The following is a 21,230-nucleotide window of genomic DNA, read 5'->3' as shown; positions in this document are numbered from 1 at the left end:
GCCTGTCCGCAGCCAGCCGGTCCCCTTCCCCGCTGACGTCACACGTTTAATGCGCAGAGCGTGCCAGGACAGCATTCGCTTCGCGGCACCGGTAAGCGGCGTCCACCGATTCAGGCCTGACGCTGACCGCACTCAGCGATGTTTACCGGTTGCCTGCGCTTTTCTGACAGCTGCAGACTGACCATCGCCAGCAGAATAAAGGCCACCGACATGCCGATCAGCCCGTAAAAGCCGGCCAGTGGATATATCCATGATGCGACCGCCGAGCCAAAGCCGATACCGCCAAACATGAAGGCACTGGTCAGCGCCAGCGCAATGCCGCGATGGCGGACTGATGCCAGCTCGACGATCCGGCGCTGCTGGCTGGGCCAGAGCAGATCGGTGGCAAACGCCCAGACCACCAGTGCCGCCAGCAGCACGCCCAGCGCTTTCGGCAGCACGGCGATAAGCGCCGTATCGACGATGAGCAGCGTCATGCCGCTCAGCAGCAGCTTCTCAGCGGTAAAGCGTGTCGCCGCGCGGGTGACCCAGAGATTGCCCAGCACCCCGGCAACGCCCAGCACGGCCAGCGCGGCGGAGACCGCATGCGTGCCGCCAGTGTAGGTGTCGCGAATGAGCGGCGCGATAAAAGCGTAAAAGCTGTAAACGCCGGAAGTAATAAAAAACACTACCAGGAAAGCCGTCAGGTATTTGCCATCGGCCAGCACGCCGGCCATCTCACGCAGGCGGATGCGCGTCCCGGCACTGTCATCCGGCACCGTCAGCAAAATGTTCAGCCCGCTCAGCAGACTCAGCAATCCGACCAGCACAAACAGGGCTTTCGCACCCCACAGGCTGGCTACCCAGGCGGCGAGCGGAATACCGGCAAGGCTTGCCATCGATACTCCGAGCAGCACCATGCCGATGGCCCGACCGCGCTGCTGCTCCTGGACCAGCTCAGAGCCCAGCGCAACCAGCACCGGACCGATGAACCCGGCGCCGACCCCCATCAGGATGCGTGAGGCGAGCAGTGCGCTGTAGCCCGGCGACAGCACAAACGCGAAGGCGCCCAGGCTAAACAGTGCAATGCCGGTGAGCACCAGCCGGCGACGGCGCAGGTGACCAAACAGCACCTGTACCAGCGGAGCCGCCAGCGCGAAGGTCAGTCCGAAAACACTCAGTAAGCGCGCACTCTGCGCATCAGTCAGCTGCCAGGCAGCGGATATGGCGGGCAGACTACCAGCCACAGAGAGCGCGCCGGTAGCCTGTACGAAGTAGGCAATGCTCAGCGCACGCAGCGCGCGGCGCTGGGAAGAGGTGATGACAGCGTTCATTATGTCTCTCCGGCATAAACTTCAGGGGCGCTGCCCCTGAAATGTTTACTGAACAGGAATCGGGTTATCCGCCACGGACTGGTTGAACTGATTCACCAGCGTATGCTCGTTCGCGCCCGGGTTATCGCGCACCGGCAGCACGCGGTCGACAATGGCTTCGATGGTGTCGGTACCCAGCTTTTCAAACGTCTCGCTGATGAAGGCGTCCAGCGGCATGGCGCGCGGGTCGCCGCTTTTATAAATCAGATCGGTATCCACCCACGGCGGTGAAATTTCGATGACCTGCACGCCGGTATCACGCAGCAGGAAGCGCTGCGACAGGGTATAGGAGTGAATCGCGGCCTTGGTGGCCGAGTAAAGTGCGTTGGTCGCCAGCGGCAGGAAGGCCAGCACCGAGCTGTTGTTAATCAGCACCGCGTCCGGCTGCTGCTTCAGGTGTTCGATGAAAGCTGCACTGACGCGCACCGGGCCCAGAATGTTGGTGTTGAGCAGCGTCACCGCCTGCGCGTCATCCAGTTCGCCCGCCGCATTATCAAACGGCATGATGCCAGCATTATTGATGACCACGTTCAGGGCCGGATAGCGTTCCAGCACGCTCTGTGCGGCGGCCTGAATGCTGTCGGCGCGCGTGACGTCCAGCACCACATAGTCCATGCCCGGACTGGCGGCGGTGACTTCCTGCAGCAGCGCCTCGCGGCGTCCGGAGATAATCACCTGGTTGCCCAGCTGATGAAATTTTTCTGCCATTGCGCGGCCGATGCCAGAAGTGCCGCCCGTGATGAAGATGGTGTTATCGGTCAGTTTCATGATCTGATTCCTTAATGGGACAGTTATTAGGATTGCGATTCTGAATAAGGGGGCGTTCAGTGCACAGAGACGGGCCGATAGCGTTCAGCCGGCGCGTCGCTGCCGAGGTGCGGCATCATGGCCTGACGCGCCTGCTCATAGCGGGTCCAGAGCGCTTCGTCCTGCAGGGACGGAATGGTAATGAGCTCGCCGCGGGCGAAGCCGGTGAGCGCCGCATCAACCATCTCCTGCGCGCTCATGACGATGTTCGGGTCAAGCTGGTCAACCGGCAGACCGCCGTTATCCCAGAACGGCGTCGCGGTAGCGCCAGGCAGTACGGCCTGCACCTGAATCCCCTTACCGGCCAGTTCATGGTGCAGCGACTGACTGAACGTCAGCACGTAAGCCTTGCTGCCGCCGTAAACACCGTTCAGCAGCTCAGGCGCAATGCTGACGATCGAGGCGATGTTGATGATGGCGCCGCGTCCGCGCGCCACCATGCCTGGCACCAGCGCATAGGTCAGGCGGGTCAGCGCGATGACGTTGAGGTTAATCATGGCGTTCATCTGCGCCACGTCGCTGTCCAGCAATGGGGTATGGGTGCCGATGCCGGCGTTATTCACCAGCAGCGTAATGCTCGCGTCCTGACGCAGCTTTTCTTCCAGCGCGTTCAGCTGTGCGGCATCGGCCAGGTCCGCGGTGATGACTTCCACGCTGCGACCGCTGTCGGTGGTGATGTGTTCAGCCAGCTGGTTCAGACGGTTGTGATTGCGGGCCACGATGATCAGGTCATAGCCCATACGTGCCAGGCGGCCGGCGTACAGTGCGCCCATACCGGTAGAGGCACCGGTGACAACGGCAGTGCCGCGGTTGGTGTGTGTCTGCTGCGTCATGATATTCACCTTGTCAGTTATCGGGTTGGTGAATTCATAGTACGCAGTCGCGCACCGGCGCGGCTGACGAGAAAGGTCGTGATTTCGGACAACATGATGACCGGGATGCCGGCCATCATAATCAGAGGGCGTTCAGGAGGGACAGCGCGCGTCAGGCTTTACCGGTACGCAGCGACTGCGGCGGGATGCCGTAACCGCGAATGAACACTTCCCGCATATGTCGACGATCGCGGAAGCCGGATTCACGGGCTATTACCTCCATCGGTAGCCTGCTCTGCTCGATCAGCAAGCGGGCGTTTTCCAGTCGTAATCCCTCAATGGCTTTGGCCGGCGACTTGCCCGTCTCAGAACGGAACAGGCGGCTGAGCTGCCGCGCGCTGAGGTGAACCGCATCCGCAAGGTCTTCGATGGTCAGCGCTTTGTTGAGATTGTTGCGCGCATATTCCAGCGCCGACTGCAGCCGGTCGCTGCGCGGAGAGAGCATCAGCATCTCAGAGTGCTGCGTCTGTCCGCCGGAGCGGCGGTGATGCATGACCAGCAGGTGTGCCACGCTGCGCGCCACTTCGGTACCGAGATCTTTCTCCACCATTCCCAGCGCCATATCCAGTCCGGCGGTGAGTCCCGCCGAGGTCCAGATGTGATCGTCAATAATAAAGATGCGGTCTTCTTCTATCCGCGTCGTCGGGTGCAGCAGTTGCAGACTCTGGGCATGTACCCAGTGCGTAGTGGCGCGGCGCTCCGATAACAGACCGGCCTGACCCAGCACGAACGCGCCGGTGCAGATCCCGGCCACCCGCCGGGCACGGGGAGCCTGCGCCTGCAGAAAATCAACGATACCCGGTGTGGCCGGCAGCTCCAGCGGCGCCATCACGCCCGCGACCAGCCAGGTATCCATTTCCAGGTCGGCATGAATCGGCTGGCTGTCGACGCCGAAGCCGGCAGAGGACTGCACCGTGCCACCGTGCTCTGAATAAACCGTGCAGTGATAAAACGGTTCGCCGCTGACCTGATTGGCAAACTCAAAAATGCTCAGCGTGGATAATCCCAGAACCTGAAAATCATCGGAAATCAGTAAACCTACCCGGTGCATCGTCGTCTCCTTCAGTCGTCCGGCACCGTCTGCCACACTGTGTCCGGCCTGATCTTAAGCAGGGTGAGCGATGACAATAACCCGATTTCGTTCAGCGGTATCACCTGCGGAAAAATAAAAAAGGCGATGACACCGACCTGCTGCGGATCTTCTGCGCCGTTTTATGTTAAGAGTACCCGATCGGGCAGTTCGCCAGGCATACGATTTTAAACAGGCGGCCATTGCCCAGGTCATCAATCAGAGAAAAAACCATGAAAAAATCGATCGTTCCTGAAGAATTTCAGCACTATTACCATGACTGGCACTTCTCTCCCGTTATCGAAGCCGATGGCACCCTGTATCTTTCCGGGGTGACGGCAGCGCGGAAAGACAAACCGATAAGTACCCACCCTGAAGAACAATTCCATGATGCGTTTTATAAGCTGGGTGTGTATTTAAACGCTGCCGGACTGGACTATGAACATATACTGGAGATGACCACCTTTCATATCGATCTTAAAAAACACATCGGGGTATTTTCTAAGGTCAAAGATGTGTATATCAAAGCCCCCTACCCGGCATGGTCTGCCATCGGCGTGTCAGAGTTCATTCCGGAAAACGCCCTGGTGGAAATGCGGATTGTGGCGAAAAGGGTGCTTCAGGCGGATGGGCAAAAATAACCGCAACCGCCGCTTACGTCACAGGGCTGTGATTACAGCCCTGCTTCTTCGGCAATTATTCGACTTTTCCCTGCATCAGCTGCCGGTATTTCATGCTGTCATGGTACATCTCATGGAATACGCGGTACTTACGGTCGTAATACTCTTTGATTTTGTTGGTCTGCGGCGTGATGGTCTTACCGATGCGGCTCATGGCGGCCATCGCTTCGGGCAAAGAGTCGTACGCGCCCGCCGCCACGGTGCCCATCATCGCGCTGCCGAGCAACATGGCTTCACTCTCTTCCGGCAACAGCATCGCGCAGCCCGTCGCGTTGGAGTGCTCCTGCACAAAGATTGGATTTTTAGTGCCGCCCCCGCTGGCCATAATGGTATCAATGCAGTAACCACTCTGGTTCATGGTCTCGATAATGTGGCGAGTGCCAAGCGCCAGCGCCTGAATGGTGGCGAGATAATGCAGCGCCATGTCTTCCGGCGTGCGTGACAGTTTCAGGCCAGTCAGCGTGCCGGTCAGGGTCGGATTGGCACGCGGTGAGCGGTTGCCATGGAAATAAGGCAGCATATGAATGTCTTTGGTCAGGAAGGCAATATTCTCGGGTTCTCCCGCCATCTTGCGCAGTATGCCGTTGAGCACTTCATAGATGGTTTTGCCGCTGTCTTTGCCCTGCTTGAGCAGATCCTGATAACACGGATGCGACTGAATCACATGGTCAATCAGCGCGCCGGTGGTGGATTGTCCGCCTTCGTTCAGCCAGTAATCCGGCAAAATCGCCGAATAGTACGGCCCCCAGATGCCACCGATATAGCGCGCGCTGCGCGACATCGCCATATGGGCCGTGGACGTGCCGCCAATCAGCGCGATGCGGTTGTCAAAATCCGCTGATTCGCCGGATGCGCCGCTGGCACCGAGGATACCGAGGCTGCCGGCGTGCGCATCAATAATCGAAACGCTGACCGCCGTGCCCGCCATTAACCCCATCTCTGCGGCGGCGCGCTGCGTCAGGCCATGCCCCAGCGGCTCACCCATGGTTTTCACTTCGCTGCCGATCTTTGCCGCGTTGTTTTCCAGTAAATCCTCCAGGCCAATCTGGCGGAAATAGCTCGGATCCCAGCGGTCTTCATGGCCGATATAGGTCCATTTGCAGACGGTAGAACACAAAGAACGCGTGGTATCCTGGGTGGCACGCCAGGTGAGGAAATCCGGCAGGTCGAAAAGATGCCCGACGTTGCTCCAGGTGGTCGGCATGTGCTGTTTCAGCCACAGCAGTTTGGGGGTCTGCATTTCCGGCGAGATAATCCCGCCGACAAACTCCAGCACGCGATGGCCGGTGGCATTGATGCGTTCTGCCTGCGTGATAGCGCGGTGATCCATCCAGACAATAATGTTCTGCTCGCTGCGCCCGGTCGGGCTGACGGTCAGCGGTTTGCCTTCTTTATCCAGCACCACCAGCGAACAGGTGGCGTCAAAACCGATGCCTTTCACCTGAATCGGGTTGATATCCGCCTGACTGATCACGTCTTTAATCGCATTACACACGGACTGCCAGATCTCATCAGAGGATTGCTCAACAAAATCAGCTTTCGGGCGGTAGAGCGTGATCTCCCGGCTGGCCTGGCCGAGCATACGGCCAGTCATGTCGAAGACGCCCGCGCGGGCGCTGCCGGTTCCTACGTCGACGCCAATAAAATAACTCGCCATGTTCTTTCCTTTCTTGAAAAGCTTTCGCTTATGATTTTCTGTTTTGCAGAGCGATAAACAGGATCAGGACACAACCCCACAGCGCCATGGTCAGGTAACTACTGACGCCCATCAGGTTCAGGCCGCTTTCCAGCATTTGCAGCACGATGAGCGCCAGCACCAGCCCAATCACCCGGCCAAAACCGCCGTCAGGGTTAATGCCGCCAAGCACCGAGGCCAGAATGGTCACCAGCAAATAGGAGTCGCCGTAGCCAGCCTGTGCCGAGTTAAATTTGGACATCATCAGCAGTGCCGCGCCCCACCCCAGCAGAGCTGAAAGCACGTACACCGCGATGGTGACTTTATGCGTGTTGACCCCGCTGAACCGCGTCGCCTGCTCGCTGGAACCCATCAGATACAGGCTGCGGCCGAGCGTAGTGTGTTCCAGAAACACCCACAGCAGCAGCGCCACCAGCAGGAATAACACCAGGGCGACCGGAATACCCAGCAGGCTGCCGTTGCTGAGGTACTGAATTACCGGCGGGAAACCGGAAATGACCGCGCCGTTGGTCAGCAGAATATTCAGCCCGGCGATCAGCGTCATGGTGCCGAGCGTCGCCAGAATCGGTGAAACCCCGATAAAGGCAATCAGCGCGCCATTGAGCACCCCAATCACCAGCGCCACACCCAGACCCGCAAGCAGCGCCAGTGCGACATATTCCGGCTGGTTAGGATGCGCCACCAGAATCGCCGCCATCACCAGCGAACACGCGTTGGCACCGGCAATGATCGAAAGGTTGATCCCGCCGGTCAGCATGGTAATGCCCATCCCCAGCGCCAGCATGCCCAGAATCGGTAACTGCGAGGAGATCGACTGGAAATTGCCGACGCTGTAAAAGCTGCCACCCAGCGTAAAGGAGAACAGCACGGCAACGGCCACGATGATCAGCAACTGCAAACGGATGATGCGGTCGCCGGGGAAGAATCGGTTTAACGTCGTCATGTCACATCCCCTTCGCCAGTTTGCGTTTTTCGTTCCACGCGGTGCTGCTAATGCTGACCAGAATGATCGCGCCGCTGAACACCTGATGCCAGTAAGATGAAATGCTCAGCAGGGTCATGCCATTTTGCAGGAAGGCCAGCAGCATCACGCCCAGAATGGTGCCGGTTAGCGAGCCGCGCCCGCCGGTCATGCTGGTGCCGCCTAATACCACCGCCGCCAGCACCGTCAGTTCATAACCGAGCAGGGAATTAGGTGCCACCGACTGGGTAATTTGCGCCTGTACCACGGCAGCAATACCCGCCAGCAATCCCATAAAACCGTAAACGTAAAAATGCAGTCGCAGGATGTTCAGACCAAGACGCGATGCGGCGTCACGGTTGCTGCCCATGGCGTAAATCTGGCGGCCCACGCGGGTGCGATTCATCAGGACGCCGGTAACGATGATCACCCCAAGCAGGCAAAGCAGCGGCAGGGTCAGGCCATAGTCGTAACCGTCGGCGGCGGTGAAGGAGAACCAGCTGATCCCGTTCATAAACCAGTCGGGGAAACCGTACAACCAGGTACCGTTAGTCAGATACACCAGCAAACCGTAAAACAGGTTGAGCGTCGCGATGGTGATAATGATGGCCGGCACGCGCAGCCAGTACACCAGAAAACCGTTGACCAGGCCGAGCAACAACCCAATCCCCATCGACATGGCAAACGCCAGCGGAAAGCTGCCGCCGTGATGAATGATATAGCTCGCCATCACATACTGACCGATGGAGGTGACGGCGGGAAAGGAGATGTCGATGCCGCCGGCAATCAGCACCACAAACAGTCCACAGGCCAGAATGCCCAGAATGGCATAGCTGGTGGCGACGTCAGTCAGGTTACCCAGCGTCATAAATTCACTGCTGCTGGCGCTCAGACCCACCACCAGCAGCAGCACCAGTAATCCCAGCCAGAATTCGTGCTGGGTAAACAGTTTCGATAGCGATTTGTTACCCATTAATCACCTCCGCAATCTGCGCTTCGCTGCTCTGGTGCGGCGCGAACTCCGCTACCAGTTCGCCTTTGCGCATCACCAGCACGCGATGGCTGTTGTAATACGCTTCCGGGATTTCATCGCAAATCATCAGCACCGCCATGCCGGATTCCGCCAGATCGCGGGCAATGCGGTAAATGCCTTCTTTATTGGCAATATCCACCCCTACCGTTGGTGAATCGAGGATCAGGATATGGGGCCGCGTAGCCACCCATTTGGCGATGGCGATACGTTGGGCATTGCCGCCGGAGAGCGTTTTAACCGGTAAACTGCTGTCCGGGACTTTGATATTCAGGTCACGGATCAGGTCTTTAACCACCGCCGCGGCTTTGCGGTGATCCATCAATCCGGCGCCGGTATGCAGCTTGTCGAAAATCGACACCAGCGTGTTGTCATAAATGGATTGATCCATGATGAGCCCCTGTGTCAGCCGGTCTTCCGACACATAGGCGATGCCGTGACGAATGGCGTCGCGGTTAGAGTGGAATTTCACCACCTTGCCGTTGATGCGGATCTCTCCGCTGTCCGGCTGGCTCATGCCAAACAGGCTCAGACAGAGTTCCGTGCGGCCCGAACCGAGCAGGCCGATAATCGACGTGATTTCTCCCTGCCGCAGCGACAGCGAAATATTGTGATACTGCCCTTTGCGGCTCAGCTGGCTGATTTCCAGCAGTGGCGTTACATCGGCCGGCGCCCGGTGCGGCAGATGGCTATAGGTGAAACGCTGCCCGGTCATCAGGAACGCCAGTTCATGGCTGTCGAGTTCACTGGCCGGATAGGTGCCGACCAGTTTGCCGTCGCGCATGACGCTGATACGATCGGCCACTTCCATCACTTCATCGAGACGGTGACTAACGAACACCACGCAGATACCGGCGGCTTTGAGTTCATTCACCACCCGCAGCAGACCATTAACCTCGCTGCGGGTCAGTGACGCTGTCGGTTCATCCATAATCACCAGACTGGCATCAGCAGCGATGGCACGGCATATTGCCACTAACTGGCGGTCAGCGATCGACAGCTTTTCAACTTTACGATCCGGATCCAGAGCAACGCCGACCCGTTGCATCGCCGCCAGCGCTTTTTTGCGCATTGACTCGCGATGTACCCAGAAATCACCGCCCGGTAAATAGCGGTGAATAACGATATTTTCGGCGACTGACAGATTGGGAAATAACGACAAATCCTGATAAATAACCTGAATGCCGTAATAAGAAGACAGCTGTGGCGTCAGGGTATGAAAGAGTTTTCCGTCCAGCGTGATGGCCGCGCCTTTTTCCGGTTGATAAACCCCGGAAATGACTTTAATTATGGTACTTTTGCCGCAGCCATTCTGCCCGGCCAGACAATGCACTTCACCTTTATTCAGCGTCAGGCTGACATTATCCAGTGCTAATACGCCGGGGAACTTTTTACTTATTTTTTCGAGGCTGATAAAGGCCTCAGCATTGGCGGGGGACGTGCTGAGCGTATTCATCATAGATCCTTAAGCCTGCCCATCCTATTTCCAGCCGGGTGTTGGCGATGCTCGCTTATCCGAATCATTTATATCTCATCGAATTTCACTGACTTTCGCCGCGCCTGACGCGAATTATTCAGGGTATATGTTTTCAATCTCTGAGTAGAAGTTCAGATACAGCACAACATACAACGCCGTATCTGTTTCTATTTGCCTGGTGTGGCGCTGGAGATAATCTATCTCCGTTAAATTAAGGTGTTAAACGTTCTGATCAGAAGCCAAGTGATTTCGCATTCTCTGGCGTTACTTCGAGAATTTTATTAAAACGAATCACTTTCTTATCCATATCGACGTCGGCTTTGCCCAGACCTTCAATGCTCAGGTCTTTAGTGACTTCTTTACCCTGCAGCAGCTGATCGGCAACCGAAACCAGGGCGTAACCGGCATCTTTTGGATCCCACAGCAGGACTTTTTTGATGTCACCGCGCATCAGATATGGCGCAGCCTGAGCCGGCATAGCGATACCGACAACCGCGATCTTATTTTTCGCGCGCTTCTGCTGAACCGCTTGGCCGGCACCGATCGGACCGAGCGAGCCGAAACCGATAATCCCTTTCAGATCAGGATAGGTTTTCATTAAATCCAGCGTGGTGGAGTATGATTTATCAATATTTTCTGCCACCGGCAGGCGTGACGTGACTTCATGCATGTCCGGGTATTTTTCTTTCTGATATTTGATTGCCGCATTGGCCCACGCATTATGTAATGGCACGGTCAAAGAGCCGACATAAATGGCATAACCGCCTTTGCCACCCATATCTTTTGCCAGCTCGTCCATATTGGCTTGCGCATATTTCTGGCTGTCGATGGTTTCAACATCCCACTGACCAATTTGCTGGTCCGGCGATTCATGGGTTAATACCACGATGCCCTGGTCGCGCGCTTTTTTCAGTACCGGCTCCAGTACTTTGGCATCGTTTGGCACCACAATGATGGCGTCAACTTTTTTGGCAATCAGATCTTCAATCACCTTGACCTGCTGGGCCGGATCGGGCGTCGAGGCGCCGACCTGATAGGCGTTGACATCCAGTTTCTGTGCGGCTTCTTTTACGCCGACTTCCATGCGGGTGAACCACGGAATACCGGTAACTTTGGCCACCACGGCGATATCGTAAGGTTTGGCAGCGAATGAAGGTGTTGTGAATAACATGCACGCTGAAACCACACATGCACTGACTAATGCGAGGTTAAATTTCATTTTGGTACCTTTCTGATGAGGTTCTGATATAGGGAACAGGCGGTTGCTATTTAATTCACGCTCAGAGATTAACTTACCCGTACATAGGTTTTCGCGCAGATGTGAAGGAAATGTGAGAAAAGCCCATAAATGTTAAATTGGATGGCTATCTATGTTATATAAAGGTTAATTAAGAGAAGGTTATGGCACGATTTTGAACTTTATGATGGCTTTCGCTGCTATTTTGCAACATTAAAACACCCAAAAATTAACAATAATGTTACATTTAAAACACTCCGCAACGGGTTTTATGACTGCAAAGTCACCGCGATGTCTTTTAAATTGCACGGATTGTGAACAGCGTCACGGGAGCAGGCGAAGAGGTTTTGCACTGCCTGTGCAGATGCTCGGGCATGATGTAAGCCACATCCACACCAGAGGCAGGTCGGGCATGCACGCAGCTATGGTTCCTTATGAGCGAGGAGCGGACAGCGCTCAAAGATCAATCTCATACTCAATAGCCTCTTTAATTTTCGCCAGGGTCTCGCTCAGCTGATTCATCGTGACTGAGCCAAGAGCCAGACGAATAGCATGCGGCACACAGTTTGAGGTGCTAAAGGGTTCTGCTGTGGAAACAGAGATATGTTGCTGCATCAATCGGTAAACAAGCCTGTCAGCCCTCACTTCCTTAGGAAGTGATAGCCAGATAAAGTAAGAGTCGTCATGGCTTACCCATTCACAGTTCACAAGTATTTCCGCGCCAGCGCCTGCCGGTGACGCGCGTCCCGTCTTTTCAGCGCCTCAAAGCGTTTAAGTGTGCCATCTTTAATCCAGTCGCAGACAATCGAAACCATGAGGGAGGGAGTATTCCAGGTCGTTGCCCTGATGGCTCGCTCCAGGGCGATTCTCATTTCAGCGGGACACACCACGGCACCGACGCGCAGGCCAGTGGCAACACTTTTAGCAAAACCGGTAACATAAACGGTTCTTTCGGGCGCATAAGTGGCAAGCGGCGGCGGTGGACGACGGACAAGAAATGCATAGGCCGCGTCTTCGATGATAAGAAGATCGAACGTTCTGGCAATCCGGGCCAGCTCCCTGCGCTGGGCATCATTCATAACCCAGCCAAGCGGGTTATGCAGTGTTGGCATGGTATATACCGCGCGCAGGCGCCGGCGTTGGCAGATTTGCCTGAATGCCGTCAGGTCCGGTCCACTGGCATCAGTGGGTATCGCCACCAGTTCCAGATGATAGAGGCTGGCCAGGGCTTTGAAGCCAGGATAGGTCAGAGCATCTACAGCCACCACATCCCCGGGTTTCAGCAGCCCCATAACAGCAACGCTAAGACCGTGCTGCGCGCCATTTACAATCAAAACCTCATCAGCAGACGCGGTCATGCCGGAGGCATTGAGCCATAACGCGATTGTCTCCCTGTCGCTTTGCCTGCCAGCGTGCGGCTGGTAACGCAACAGTGAAGCCAGATCGCCAGATGTGGCCAGCTGTCGCATTGCCTGGCGTAACCGTTCCGCCTGGTCCGGTAGCGTAGGATAGTTGAAGTTCAGATCGAGCACGTCAGACGCCACTGCGTACTGATCCAAACCCAGCCCGGCGGGCAGCGAAATTTCCCTGACAAATGTTCCTCTTCCGGTTTCTCCGCTCACCAGCCCCATGGCTTCCAGCTCAGCGTAAACGCGGGTAGCCGTTGCCAGTGACACGTGCTTTTCAGCCGACAGCGCTCTGTGGGTAGGCAGGCGGGCGCCCGGCAGGAGCGCGCCTGTTCGTATCGCGGAAGCGAATTCATCCACGATGACTTTGTATCGAGCTTTCATGAATTGTATCTATGACAATTATTTGATTGTCCTGAATGCTGGTACTTAGCATGGGGGCTGTCAACGTTATCTGTTAAATCATTTATCGAACTTAATGAGGTCTGTTGTGACAGTTACCAGGGTAAAAAATACACATTCTGGCCTGAAATCAGGTTGGCTGAACGGGCTGACCGGCGTGATCATCTTCAGTGGCTCTTTGCCCGCAACACGCATAGCAGTGCGGGAAATGGATCCCTTTTTTCTGACTTTTTCTCGCGCTTCAATTGCCGGTGTACTGGCCATTATGCTGATTCTCTTTTTAAGTCAGGCTCGTCCTCAGCGGCATCAGCTGATTTCTCTGGTTGTCGTTGCTGCAGGTGTAGTGGTTGGTTTTCCTCTTCTGACAGCCATGGCGCTGCAGCACGTTACCTCGGCTCACTCTATTGTCTTCCTCGGTCTGCTACCCATGGCGACGGCTATTTTCGTCGTTGTCAGAGGAGGCGAAAGGCCCAAGCTGGCTTTCTGGATTTTTTCAGTCGCCGGCAGCCTGCTGGTGATGGGATTTGCCCTACTCCAGAAAGGTTCTGTATCAGTAACCGGCGATCTTCTGATGCTGGCTTCCGTGATTGTGTGTGGCCTCGGCTATGCCGAAGGTGCAAAGCTTTCGCGTGAATTGGGAGGATGGCAGGTTATCTGCTGGGCACTGATTATTTCCCTGCCGTTGATGCTTGTTGCCACCCTGGAGACCTTGCCGGAGCGCATTGGCGAAATAAGCCTGCAGGCGTGGCTTTCACTGGGATATGTATCGCTATTCAGTATGCTGATTGGTTTCATTTTCTGGTACAGGGGACTGGCTGCGGGCGGCATCGCCGCTGTGGGACAATTACAGTTGCTGCAGCCATTCTTTGGTCTCGGACTTTCAGCAACGTTACTGTCTGAAACGGTAAGTCCGATGATGATTTTCATAACGCTGGGCGTAATCCTTTGTGTCATTGGCTCGCGCAGGTTTGCACATTAGGTCTTAGCCTCCTGTCGTTTGGATTTATGTAAAGTGTCCACGTTGACCAAAAAGTGGACCACGACATGCGACGATCAGCCAGATTCTTAATAGTGGAACAGTTCATGCTATAAACGATTTAACTTTTCATTCACCGACGATTGAGGAAATTTTCATGTTTGCGGTTGAGGAAATAAAAGTGAAGTATCCTGGCGCAGTTGCCTGGCAAATGGGTGACAGCGCGGAACTGGCCAGCAAGCTGGCGGAACTGGTAAAAAAAGGCATCAAAACAGCTTCCTGCGGATCGTTTACCGCTTACCAGCAGGAGGAGTCTGCTCCGAAGATTGGGAGCTATAACATTATTCTTGATGGTCAGAATACCCCGGTCTGTGTGATCAGATTGATTTCACTGCGGCTGGTGCGTTTTTGTGATGTAACAGAAGAGTTTGCCCGCAAAGAAGGTGAAGGCGATTTAAGTCTTGAATTCTGGCAGAAAGAACACCAGCGCTTTTTTAGCCGTGAAGGTCATTTTTCAGAAGATATGGAGTTGATTGCTGAAGAATTTGAAGTGGTGGAAGTGCTGTAAGATCAGGCAAAAGGTCAGCATTTTATCGGCGGCCATCAATAATAATGTCCGCTTTTAGCCTACAGAGGACTTAGCACAAGTCCATGTCTGCTATGAGCGCGAAGCGGTCATCAGCTATTATCGACAAAAAATGCAGGCTTATAGCATAATGCTTATCAATTGAGAGTAAACAGCAGGCACATTTTTGTAGCGGCGCAATTTATTGCGCGAAGCATTGATGGGCACGGTGCTGCTATTAGTAGGCGCGATTAATCGCGCCGCTACGAAATGTGCGGTAAGTGAATTTGGGACTTAACTGAACGGCATTAAGGCTTATAGCATGGTTGCTTATTTATCAACGGGAGCTGGTTTCTATCCATCTGATGCTGTGTATCCATCATAAATGCATAGTTAAACCGATTTCAGTAATGCTTTTTCCTGGAAAAAATCCCATCGCATTTAGTGTGTAGCAATAAAGCAGGCTTATCATATAGTTGAATGGTCAACTTTCGAAACTCAGCAGGTAATCGAATGATCTTAAGTGTTAATCACGTTGGTTTTTCAGTTAAAAACATTGAAGACTCCGTGTTCTTCTGGACTCATATCCTTGGAGGTGAATTAATACGCGAAGGAAAAATGTCTGGACCCATAATCGATGAAGTCACAGGTGCAAGGGGAGCTGATGTACGGATGGCTTTGCTTGAACTGGCTGGTATCAAAATTGAATTACTACAATATAGTAATATAGAGCAGCCAGCAGAACCTTCAGCACCTTATATCCCAGGCTACGCTCACCTTGCTTTTACAGTTGAAGATCTTGATACACTGTTGAGCAAAGCATCGGACTATGGCTGGAAGACGCCGGGTAAACCTCAGACAGTGTTGTCAGGCCCCATGAAGGGAACCAGAGTAATATATTTACAAAGCCCTGATGGTCAGACGCTTGAATTAATGGAGCTTAGTCATTGAAGCCCATAGATTATCATCTGTTATCCTCTAATTAAAACAGTGACGTTTTCGATGTCCGCTTCTGACACACAGCCGACAACAATCGCTTTACCCGGCAGGCCATAGAAGATCATGAACCGATCTGTTTTGCAAAAACACGGCGATTAGCACTACATCAGCGAGACATGCTTCTGCTGTAAAACCTGGCGCAGTTCTTTATCGGGCTCGCCATCAATAATCAGCGCACTGGCCAGATCCAGATCCCCAATCGCGAAGGCGGAGGCGGAATTGAGTTTCTCTTTTGACACCATAACAACGGTCTCGGCGGCTCTCCCCGCCAGCGCGCGTTTTATGCCAGCCTCTTCATAGTTGCCGGTCGTGAGGCCGGCGGTTTTATGCACGCCGGTAACGCCCATGAAAAACAGATCAGCATTAATACGCGCAGCCGCCTCATGAACAGCCGATCCCACCGCGACCACCGAGTGGCGATAGAGCAGCCCGCCCAGCGTTATCACTTCTACCCGCGGAAAATCCACCAGCGCAACCGCAATACCGGGGCTGTGGGTGATCGCCGTGAAAGCCAGGTCTGCTGGCAGCAACTGCACCAGTTCTGCTGTGGTGGTTCCGCCGTCAATAATCACCACCTGACCGGGTTGAATCAGCTTCACCGCCTTTTGCGCCACACACTGCTTGGAACTCATTTGCACGTTTTTGCGTTTTTCGAAGGATGCCAGCGCGGCTGACACCGGCAGCGCGCCGCCGTGCACGCGCTGTAACAGCCCTTCAGCGGCCAGCTCCCGCAAATCGCGGCGTATTGAGTCCTCGGATATGCCAAAACGCTGACTGAGTTCACCTGACATCACCTGATTTTCAGCCGCCAGAATCTTCAGAATCTGTTGTTTACGCTGGCTTGATAGCATAATTACCCGCTCACGTTTTTTCTTGAATTTGCACGATTATGCATGATAGCGTCTGTTTTGTCATCTTCAGGAGGCAAGCTATGCAGCAGAAAATACGCAATATCCGTGAGCAGCTGTTGTCCGACAACTGGTACACCCTGAAAAAATACACCTTTGAATTGCAGCGCCGTGACGGCTCGTGGCAGAAGCAGCAACGTGAAGCGTATGACCGCGGTAATGGTGCCGTCGTGCTTCTGTATAACCGCCAAAAACGCAGCGTGGTGCTGACCCGCCAGTTTCGCTTGCCGGTTTTCATTAATGGTCACCACGGTTTTTTGATTGAAGCGGCTGCCGGGCTGCTCGATAACGCTTCGCCGGAAACCCGCATTGTCGCGGAGGCAGAAGAAGAAACCGGTTACCGGGTGCAGCATATTGAAAAAGTCATGGAAGCCTTTATGAGTCCGGGTTCGGTTACCGAGAAACTCTATTTCTTCATCGCCGAATATGCTGACGACGATCGCCAGAGCAAAGGCGGTGGCCTTGCCGATGAGGGCGAGGATATTGAAGTACTGGAATGGCCTTTGACTCAGGCGCTGAGCGCAATTCGCAGCGGGGAGATTATGGATGCGAAAACCATAATGTTACTGCAATACGTTGCCATGAATGCCCATTTTGAGGAGCCAAAACCATGCTGATCCTGATTGCCGGCCCTGTGCGCAGCGGCACCGAAGGAGACCCGGTTTTAATTCACGCGAATATGCGGAAATTAGACGAAGCCGCTCTGCAGGTTTATCACAAAGGGCATACGCCGGTGATTGGAGAATGGCTGGCATTACCTCTTGCCGCCGCCGCAGGTTCACAGGCGATCGGTGACGAAATCAGTGAAGCTTATCTTTATCCGGTTGCACATCGGCTGATTCAGCATTGCGACGCGATCTTACGTATGCCGGGCGCATCGCACGGCGCCGATAACGATATACGGATTGGCAGAGAACTCGGGTTAAACATTTATACCCACATAGATGAGATCCCGATCGGGTGATTATGCTTTCACTGGATAGCGACGATGCCAGCGCGGCCATTCAGGCTTATGGACATTTGGCTTGTCGCCGTCAGTCAAACACGAGTATTTTTCGCGAATAAAACAAACTCATTGATGCTGGGGAAATATGCCACTATTGCTGATGGCTTTTTCTCTGCATCGTTTGATGCAGTGATTCATAACTTACCGCAGCGATGTCTGCTGCTGGCACACAATGAAGGCATTATTTATGAGTGATTCTGCATCTACATCCATCGGTCTGCTGCTGTTCCCTGCGCTTACGCAGCTTGACCTGACCGGTCCGTTTGAAGTCTTTGCGCGGGTACCAGACACGAAGGTGCATCTGATCTGGAAAAATCTGGACCTTGTGGTGTCAGACCGGGGGATGGCGATTCAGCCAACCACCGCGTTCGATACGTGTCCTGCGCTGGATATTATCTGTGTTCCCGGCGGGCCGGGGCAGATAAACCTGATGGAGGATGAAGAAGTCCTTTCGTTTATCCGGACTCAAAGTAAACAGGCGAAGCTGGTAACGTCAGTATGCACCGGATCGCTTGTGCTGGGCGCGGCCGGGCTTCTGGAGGGATATAAAGCGACGACGCATTGGGCTTCACTGGATCAGCTGGCGCTATTGGGCGCAGAGCCGGTAAATGAGCGTGTTGTACGCGACCGCAACCGTATAACGGGTGCCGGTGTGACTTCAGGTATCGATTTTGCCCTCAGCGTCGTATCAGAGATGTTCGGACCGGATATCGCGCAAAACATTCAGCTGCATATGGAATATGACCCTGCCCCGCCCTTTGACTGTGGCTCGCCCCGCTCCGCATCTGAAGAACAGCTGAAAAAAGCTCAGCAACAGGTTGCGCCATTTATTGAAAAGCGGCGACAGGCAACGTTGAAAGCCGCAGCCAGACTGCAGAAATAACGGGTCGGCACGGAGCGGACTTCTCCACCGACGAATGCCTCGATGAGCGAAAAACGGACATTTCTCTCAATAGTCACGAGCCGGAAGGTGCCCCCTCTGGATTCAGAGGCTAAGCAGTGGAATGCCCGCGTTCAGAGTGAGTCCCAGACATGTCCGGCTTATTACATTACTGATATTTCAGAAATGAGGTGATGGTTAAGATTGCCGCCTCGTTCTATATTTCAATAAGGCAACACATACTATTAAGGACATCTGTCATGCTCACGCAACGCACGCTCAAAACAACCTTTGCTCTGATGATTGGTTTCGCCGTTTTTGTTGCACCGGCTTATGCAAACCCTGGCAATGGCAATGGCAATGGCAATGGCAATCACGGTAATAATGGCGCGCACGGAAATAAAGAGCAGGGTTACGCATCGTCGAAAAACGAACATGGACATCGCAAGAACGCCCGGCACCCCGATCATGTTCAATCTGATATCAGCTTCTCTCAGGCACGAGCGCTCGCCGTCAACTATGGCCTGGTAGGCTATCAGTCTCTGCCGCCGGGAATCGCTAAGAAAGTGGCGCGTGGGAAAGCATTGCCACCGGGTATTGCTAAGAAAAATTTGCCAGCATCGATGATCAATGCGCTACCTTACTACCCCGGCTACGAGTGGCGCGCGGTGGGAGATGATTTAGTGCTTATTGCGTTGAGCACAGCAGTTGTGACCGCCGTGATTAACGGTGTGTTCAACTAACCACAGACTGCAAGCCCGGCAAAAAGAGATCGCCGGCAAAGTCATGTATACGCAAACAACCTGTTTCCCGAATTGCTTGCAAATTAAACGGATGATGTCCGCTTTTCGCTCAAAGCGGACATCGGTCTGTTCGTCAATTCGTTCTATGGCAAAAGCCGATGTTTACGATTATCCGACTCAAATGCCCCCAGACGAAACTCACATAGTGCTGTATTTAGCGGCTATTTACTGAGTGGGAAAAGGTGAATCAAATTAGCGGCAAGGGGATAAATACCTAATGATCGCGTTGAAGCCCTGAGGTCATCAATGGAGGCACCTTCTTTCGGCATGCTTCCTCCCCACACCGTAATTCCTTCCGAAAGATGCGACGGGCGCTGCTGGCTTTCGTCACTAATTTCAACGGTTTCACCATTACTTAATGTGATAATCAAAGATGCAACATCCTGTGTTTCGGATGTTCCATTTTCTTTTTTAAGTGTAATTTTCATTAGCCTTTTCTCCGTCATGATCATTCATATGGCTATAATACCAGGCGTTTAGCTCCCTCGCACGATTATCACATTAATGTTGTGTCCCCTTCTCGCTCATCGCGGGCATTAGCAAATCATGAAAAATGATAATTAAAAAATTAGTTATTACAAAGTTGAATAATCCGTTATCTCTTTCATGCCTGATAAATAACTTTAGCTGAGGTGGAATGATGTCAGACGAAGACCAGAAATGCCTCGAAGCTTGTTATCTTTGTTGCGGCATGTAATCACTGTGCGGCTTCGTGCCCTGAGGAACAGAGGCTGCGCATGTGCATCAAACTGGATAAGCAGTGGGCAAATTTCTGCCGGATTTACGCTGATATGTCATTAATGTGGTCATGCCAGATATAGCCAGCCACAGACAGGCAGTTTTCGTTCTCCCTCTTCCCACCGCCTGAATGTGTCTTAGCTCTTCTGAGTTACCTGAATTTCAGGGTTTCAGAATGACTTTTGTCCAGCCATTATCACGATCATCAAAATGCTTATAGCCTTCGGCAGCGTCTGCCAGAGCAAGTCGATGCGAGATGATCTGCGCCGGATTGGCTCTGCCCTGATGGATAAGCCTTGCGAGCTGGCGGTTGTACGCTTTGACATTACACTGACCGGTCTTGATTGACTGACCTTTGAACCAGAAATTCCCAAAATCGAATGGCACTTTACCCTCTTTGGCCAGGTCGGTCGCGCCTCCGGGATCCTGCGGAACAAAAACGCCGACCGCACCGATGCCGCCCGTGGCCTTAGTTGACGCGACAAGACTGTTAAGCGTGGCAGAGTTATCCTCGTGGCCATACTTATTGCAACATTGATACCCCACACACTCACAACCGCAATCCGTGCCGCGCCCGTCGGTTAACTCGAGAATTTTGTTTACAGCCTCATCGCCCACCCCATTGATCGCTACTGCGCCCAGCTGTTCGGCCAGCGCCAGCCTGTCCGGATGGGTATCAACCACAAACACCTGCGATGCGCCTTTAATCATGGCCGAGTGAGCCGCCATCAGGCCGACCGGGCCTGCACCATAAATCGCCACATTTTCTCCGGGGCGCAATCCTGCCAGTTCAGTGGCATGCCAGCCGGTGGGGAAGATGTCGGAAAGTAAAACGTAGTCCTCCTCTTTTTCTACCGCATCCGGCGGCAGCACCAGACAGTTAAAGTCAGCATAGGGCACACGCAGTAACTCCGCCTGGCCGCCATCCCACTCGCCCATTTCAGCAAAGCCATAGGCGGCCCCGGCCGTACCCGGATTTGCCGTCAGGCAGTAGCCGGTTAACCCTTTCTCGCAATTTTCACAGAATCCGCAGCCGACATTAAAGGGCAGGCAGACATAATCGCCAACTTTCACCCGCTCAACCGCGCTGCCGATTTCAATGACCTGCCCCAGATTTTCATGGCCAAAGATGCGACCCTGTTCGAAGCTGGTTCGTCCTTCGTACATATGCAGATCCGAACCGCAGATATTGGTGGTGGTAATACGGACAAGCACATCGGTAGGGCGAACGATTTTGGGATCCGGAACCTCTTTGACTGAAACGTCAAAAGGTCCGTTATAGACAACTGCTTTCATGATGTTCTCCTCACGTGCATGATCAGTTATGAAGGCTGCGGCTGCGTGACGCTTTGCGGTCGCCTCCCTC

21 protein-coding genes and 1 pseudogene are annotated in these 21,230 nt (G+C 54.0%); 9 read left to right on the top strand and 13 right to left on the bottom strand.

Features of this window, described 5'->3' with window-relative positions; genetic code table 11:
- Positions 1-110: 110 nt before the first annotated feature.
- From AC6I8P_RS19665 to AC6I8P_RS19650, 4 genes are all read right to left on the bottom strand, one after another.
- The gene (locus AC6I8P_RS19665; RefSeq protein WP_498031271.1) at positions 111-1,313 is read right to left on the bottom strand and encodes an MFS transporter; all 1,203 of its coding nucleotides are present in this window, start codon (positions 1,311-1,313) and stop codon (positions 111-113) included.
- Positions 1,314-1,358: 45 nt separating this feature from the next.
- A complete protein-coding gene (locus AC6I8P_RS19660) occupies positions 1,359-2,120 on the bottom strand; it encodes an SDR family oxidoreductase (RefSeq protein WP_021508768.1) in 762 nt (253 codons plus the stop codon).
- Between the two features lie 56 nt (positions 2,121-2,176).
- The gene (locus AC6I8P_RS19655; protein WP_498031270.1) at positions 2,177-2,992 is read right to left on the bottom strand and encodes an SDR family NAD(P)-dependent oxidoreductase; all 816 of its coding nucleotides are present in this window, start codon (positions 2,990-2,992) and stop codon (positions 2,177-2,179) included.
- Between the two features lie 151 nt (positions 2,993-3,143).
- A complete protein-coding gene (locus tag AC6I8P_RS19650) occupies positions 3,144-4,082 on the bottom strand; it encodes a GlxA family transcriptional regulator (RefSeq protein WP_136546594.1) in 939 nt (312 codons plus the stop codon).
- A 251-nt stretch (positions 4,083-4,333) separates the two neighbouring features.
- Here AC6I8P_RS19650 and AC6I8P_RS19645 point away from each other — a divergent pair, with 251 nt between their 5' ends.
- Positions 4,334-4,741 carry a Rid family hydrolase gene (locus tag AC6I8P_RS19645; protein WP_021508771.1) on the top strand — a complete coding sequence of 136 codons (408 nt, stop codon included), beginning with the start codon at positions 4,334-4,336 and terminating at the stop codon, positions 4,739-4,741.
- A gap of 55 nt (positions 4,742-4,796) precedes the next feature.
- Here the strand turns inward: AC6I8P_RS19645 and AC6I8P_RS19640 are convergent, their stop codons facing one another.
- From AC6I8P_RS19640 to AC6I8P_RS19615, 6 genes and pseudogenes are all read right to left on the bottom strand, one after another.
- Entirely contained in the window at positions 4,797-6,437 is a 1,641-nt protein-coding gene (locus AC6I8P_RS19640; protein ID WP_058770441.1) for an FGGY-family carbohydrate kinase, read from the bottom strand.
- 28 nt (positions 6,438-6,465) lie between these two features.
- Entirely contained in the window at positions 6,466-7,419 is a 954-nt protein-coding gene (locus AC6I8P_RS19635; protein ID WP_058758909.1) for an ABC transporter permease, read from the bottom strand.
- A gap of 1 nt (position 7,420) precedes the next feature.
- Entirely contained in the window at positions 7,421-8,410 is a 990-nt protein-coding gene (locus AC6I8P_RS19630; RefSeq protein ID WP_021508774.1) for an ABC transporter permease, read from the bottom strand.
- Positions 8,403-9,923 carry a sugar ABC transporter ATP-binding protein gene (locus AC6I8P_RS19625; protein WP_088517486.1) on the bottom strand — a complete coding sequence of 507 codons (1,521 nt, stop codon included), beginning with the start codon at positions 9,921-9,923 and terminating at the stop codon, positions 8,403-8,405. The genes AC6I8P_RS19630 and AC6I8P_RS19625 overlap by 8 nt, the downstream gene beginning before the upstream one ends.
- A 253-nt stretch (positions 9,924-10,176) precedes the next feature.
- A complete protein-coding gene (locus AC6I8P_RS19620) occupies positions 10,177-11,163 on the bottom strand; it encodes an autoinducer 2 ABC transporter substrate-binding protein (RefSeq protein WP_136546600.1) in 987 nt (328 codons plus the stop codon).
- Between the two features lie 474 nt (positions 11,164-11,637).
- Positions 11,638-12,971, bottom strand: a pseudogene (locus AC6I8P_RS19615) (aminotransferase-like domain-containing protein).
- Positions 12,972-13,065: 94 nt separating this feature from the next.
- Here AC6I8P_RS19615 and AC6I8P_RS19610 point away from each other — a divergent pair.
- The 3 genes from AC6I8P_RS19610 (at position 13,066) to AC6I8P_RS19600 (ending at position 15,481) form a co-directional block, all read left to right on the top strand.
- Positions 13,066-13,968 carry a DMT family transporter gene (locus tag AC6I8P_RS19610; RefSeq protein ID WP_498031269.1) on the top strand — a complete coding sequence of 301 codons (903 nt, stop codon included), beginning with the start codon at positions 13,066-13,068 and terminating at the stop codon, positions 13,966-13,968.
- A gap of 154 nt (positions 13,969-14,122) precedes the next feature.
- The gene (locus AC6I8P_RS19605; protein WP_498028936.1) at positions 14,123-14,533 is read left to right on the top strand and encodes an ASCH domain-containing protein; all 411 of its coding nucleotides are present in this window, start codon (positions 14,123-14,125) and stop codon (positions 14,531-14,533) included.
- Positions 14,534-15,043: 510 nt separating this feature from the next.
- The gene (locus AC6I8P_RS19600; RefSeq protein WP_104187682.1) at positions 15,044-15,481 is read left to right on the top strand and encodes a VOC family protein; all 438 of its coding nucleotides are present in this window, start codon (positions 15,044-15,046) and stop codon (positions 15,479-15,481) included.
- Between the two features lie 149 nt (positions 15,482-15,630).
- On the opposite strand, the gene AC6I8P_RS19595 is transcribed toward AC6I8P_RS19600, so the two are convergent.
- Positions 15,631-16,380 carry a DeoR/GlpR family DNA-binding transcription regulator gene (locus AC6I8P_RS19595; RefSeq protein ID WP_238562209.1) on the bottom strand — a complete coding sequence of 250 codons (750 nt, stop codon included), beginning with the start codon at positions 16,378-16,380 and terminating at the stop codon, positions 15,631-15,633.
- 80 nt (positions 16,381-16,460) lie between these two features.
- On the opposite strand from AC6I8P_RS19595, the gene AC6I8P_RS19590 reads away from it, so the two are divergent.
- The 5 genes from AC6I8P_RS19590 (at position 16,461) to AC6I8P_RS19570 (ending at position 19,066) form a co-directional block, all read left to right on the top strand.
- Positions 16,461-17,054, top strand: coding sequence for an NUDIX domain-containing protein (locus tag AC6I8P_RS19590; protein ID WP_262264264.1), 594 nt, complete (start codon positions 16,461-16,463; stop codon positions 17,052-17,054).
- Positions 17,048-17,401: an NUDIX hydrolase gene (locus AC6I8P_RS19585; RefSeq protein ID WP_262264147.1), complete on the top strand. Its 354-nt coding sequence runs from the start codon at positions 17,048-17,050 to the stop codon at positions 17,399-17,401. The genes AC6I8P_RS19590 and AC6I8P_RS19585 overlap by 7 nt, the downstream gene beginning before the upstream one ends.
- A gap of 24 nt (positions 17,402-17,425) precedes the next feature.
- Positions 17,426-17,638, top strand: coding sequence for a hypothetical protein (locus AC6I8P_RS19580; protein ID WP_262264146.1), 213 nt, complete (start codon positions 17,426-17,428; stop codon positions 17,636-17,638).
- Positions 17,631-18,326, top strand: a complete 696-nt coding sequence (locus tag AC6I8P_RS19575) for a DJ-1/PfpI family protein (protein ID WP_481658099.1) — start codon at positions 17,631-17,633, stop codon at positions 18,324-18,326. Before AC6I8P_RS19580 ends, AC6I8P_RS19575 begins: the two co-directional genes overlap by 8 nt.
- Positions 18,327-18,583: 257 nt before the next feature.
- On the top strand, positions 18,584-19,066 hold the full coding sequence (locus AC6I8P_RS19570) for an anti-virulence regulator CigR family protein (RefSeq protein WP_498028933.1): 483 nt from the start codon (positions 18,584-18,586) through the stop codon (positions 19,064-19,066).
- A 221-nt stretch (positions 19,067-19,287) separates the two neighbouring features.
- Here the strand turns inward: AC6I8P_RS19570 and AC6I8P_RS19565 are convergent, their stop codons facing one another.
- Both AC6I8P_RS19565 and AC6I8P_RS19560 read right to left on the bottom strand, forming a co-directional pair.
- Positions 19,288-19,554, bottom strand: a complete 267-nt coding sequence (locus AC6I8P_RS19565; RefSeq protein WP_072208583.1) for a hypothetical protein — start codon at positions 19,552-19,554, stop codon at positions 19,288-19,290.
- Between the two features lie 472 nt (positions 19,555-20,026).
- Complete coding sequence (locus AC6I8P_RS19560; RefSeq protein ID WP_215481096.1) at positions 20,027-21,160, bottom strand: glutathione-independent formaldehyde dehydrogenase; 1,134 nt, start codon at positions 21,158-21,160, stop codon at positions 20,027-20,029.
- Positions 21,161-21,230 lie beyond the last annotated feature (70 nt).

This window comes from gamma proteobacterium symbiont of Lampromicra miyakona (assembly GCF_059730895.1).
The sequence above is the reverse complement of the archived record's forward strand: the minus strand, read 5'-3'. Positions and strand labels throughout refer to the sequence as shown.

What these genes read in the sequence shown, in the direction of transcription:
- AC6I8P_RS19665 (WP_498031271.1), bottom strand. Translation starts at nt 1,313, where the DNA reads ATGAACGCTGTCATCACCTCTTCCCAGCGCCGCGCGCTGCGTGCGCTG.
- AC6I8P_RS19660 (WP_021508768.1), bottom strand. Translation starts at nt 2,120, where the DNA reads ATGAAACTGACCGATAACACCATCTTCATCACGGGCGGCACTTCTGGC.
- AC6I8P_RS19655 (WP_498031270.1), bottom strand. Translation starts at nt 2,992, where the DNA reads ATGACGCAGCAGACACACACCAACCGCGGCACTGCCGTTGTCACCGGT.
- AC6I8P_RS19650 (WP_136546594.1), bottom strand. Translation starts at nt 4,082, where the DNA reads ATGCACCGGGTAGGTTTACTGATTTCCGATGATTTTCAGGTTCTGGGA.
- AC6I8P_RS19645 (WP_021508771.1), top strand. Translation starts at nt 4,334, where the DNA reads ATGAAAAAATCGATCGTTCCTGAAGAATTTCAGCACTATTACCATGAC.
- AC6I8P_RS19640 (WP_058770441.1), bottom strand. Translation starts at nt 6,437, where the DNA reads ATGGCGAGTTATTTTATTGGCGTCGACGTAGGAACCGGCAGCGCCCGC.
- AC6I8P_RS19635 (WP_058758909.1), bottom strand. Translation starts at nt 7,419, where the DNA reads ATGACGACGTTAAACCGATTCTTCCCCGGCGACCGCATCATCCGTTTG.
- AC6I8P_RS19630 (WP_021508774.1), bottom strand. Translation starts at nt 8,410, where the DNA reads ATGGGTAACAAATCGCTATCGAAACTGTTTACCCAGCACGAATTCTGG.
- AC6I8P_RS19625 (WP_088517486.1), bottom strand. Translation starts at nt 9,923, where the DNA reads ATGAATACGCTCAGCACGTCCCCCGCCAATGCTGAGGCCTTTATCAGC.
- AC6I8P_RS19620 (WP_136546600.1), bottom strand. Translation starts at nt 11,163, where the DNA reads ATGAAATTTAACCTCGCATTAGTCAGTGCATGTGTGGTTTCAGCGTGC.
- AC6I8P_RS19610 (WP_498031269.1), top strand. Translation starts at nt 13,066, where the DNA reads ATGAGGTCTGTTGTGACAGTTACCAGGGTAAAAAATACACATTCTGGC.
- AC6I8P_RS19605 (WP_498028936.1), top strand. Translation starts at nt 14,123, where the DNA reads ATGTTTGCGGTTGAGGAAATAAAAGTGAAGTATCCTGGCGCAGTTGCC.
- AC6I8P_RS19600 (WP_104187682.1), top strand. Translation starts at nt 15,044, where the DNA reads ATGATCTTAAGTGTTAATCACGTTGGTTTTTCAGTTAAAAACATTGAA.
- AC6I8P_RS19595 (WP_238562209.1), bottom strand. Translation starts at nt 16,380, where the DNA reads ATGCTATCAAGCCAGCGTAAACAACAGATTCTGAAGATTCTGGCGGCT.
- AC6I8P_RS19590 (WP_262264264.1), top strand. Translation starts at nt 16,461, where the DNA reads ATGCAGCAGAAAATACGCAATATCCGTGAGCAGCTGTTGTCCGACAAC.
- AC6I8P_RS19585 (WP_262264147.1), top strand. Translation starts at nt 17,048, where the DNA reads ATGCTGATCCTGATTGCCGGCCCTGTGCGCAGCGGCACCGAAGGAGAC.
- AC6I8P_RS19580 (WP_262264146.1), top strand. Translation starts at nt 17,426, where the DNA reads ATGCCAGCGCGGCCATTCAGGCTTATGGACATTTGGCTTGTCGCCGTC.
- AC6I8P_RS19575 (WP_481658099.1), top strand. Translation starts at nt 17,631, where the DNA reads ATGAGTGATTCTGCATCTACATCCATCGGTCTGCTGCTGTTCCCTGCG.
- AC6I8P_RS19570 (WP_498028933.1), top strand. Translation starts at nt 18,584, where the DNA reads ATGCTCACGCAACGCACGCTCAAAACAACCTTTGCTCTGATGATTGGT.
- AC6I8P_RS19565 (WP_072208583.1), bottom strand. Translation starts at nt 19,554, where the DNA reads ATGAAAATTACACTTAAAAAAGAAAATGGAACATCCGAAACACAGGAT.
- AC6I8P_RS19560 (WP_215481096.1), bottom strand. Translation starts at nt 21,160, where the DNA reads ATGAAAGCAGTTGTCTATAACGGACCTTTTGACGTTTCAGTCAAAGAG.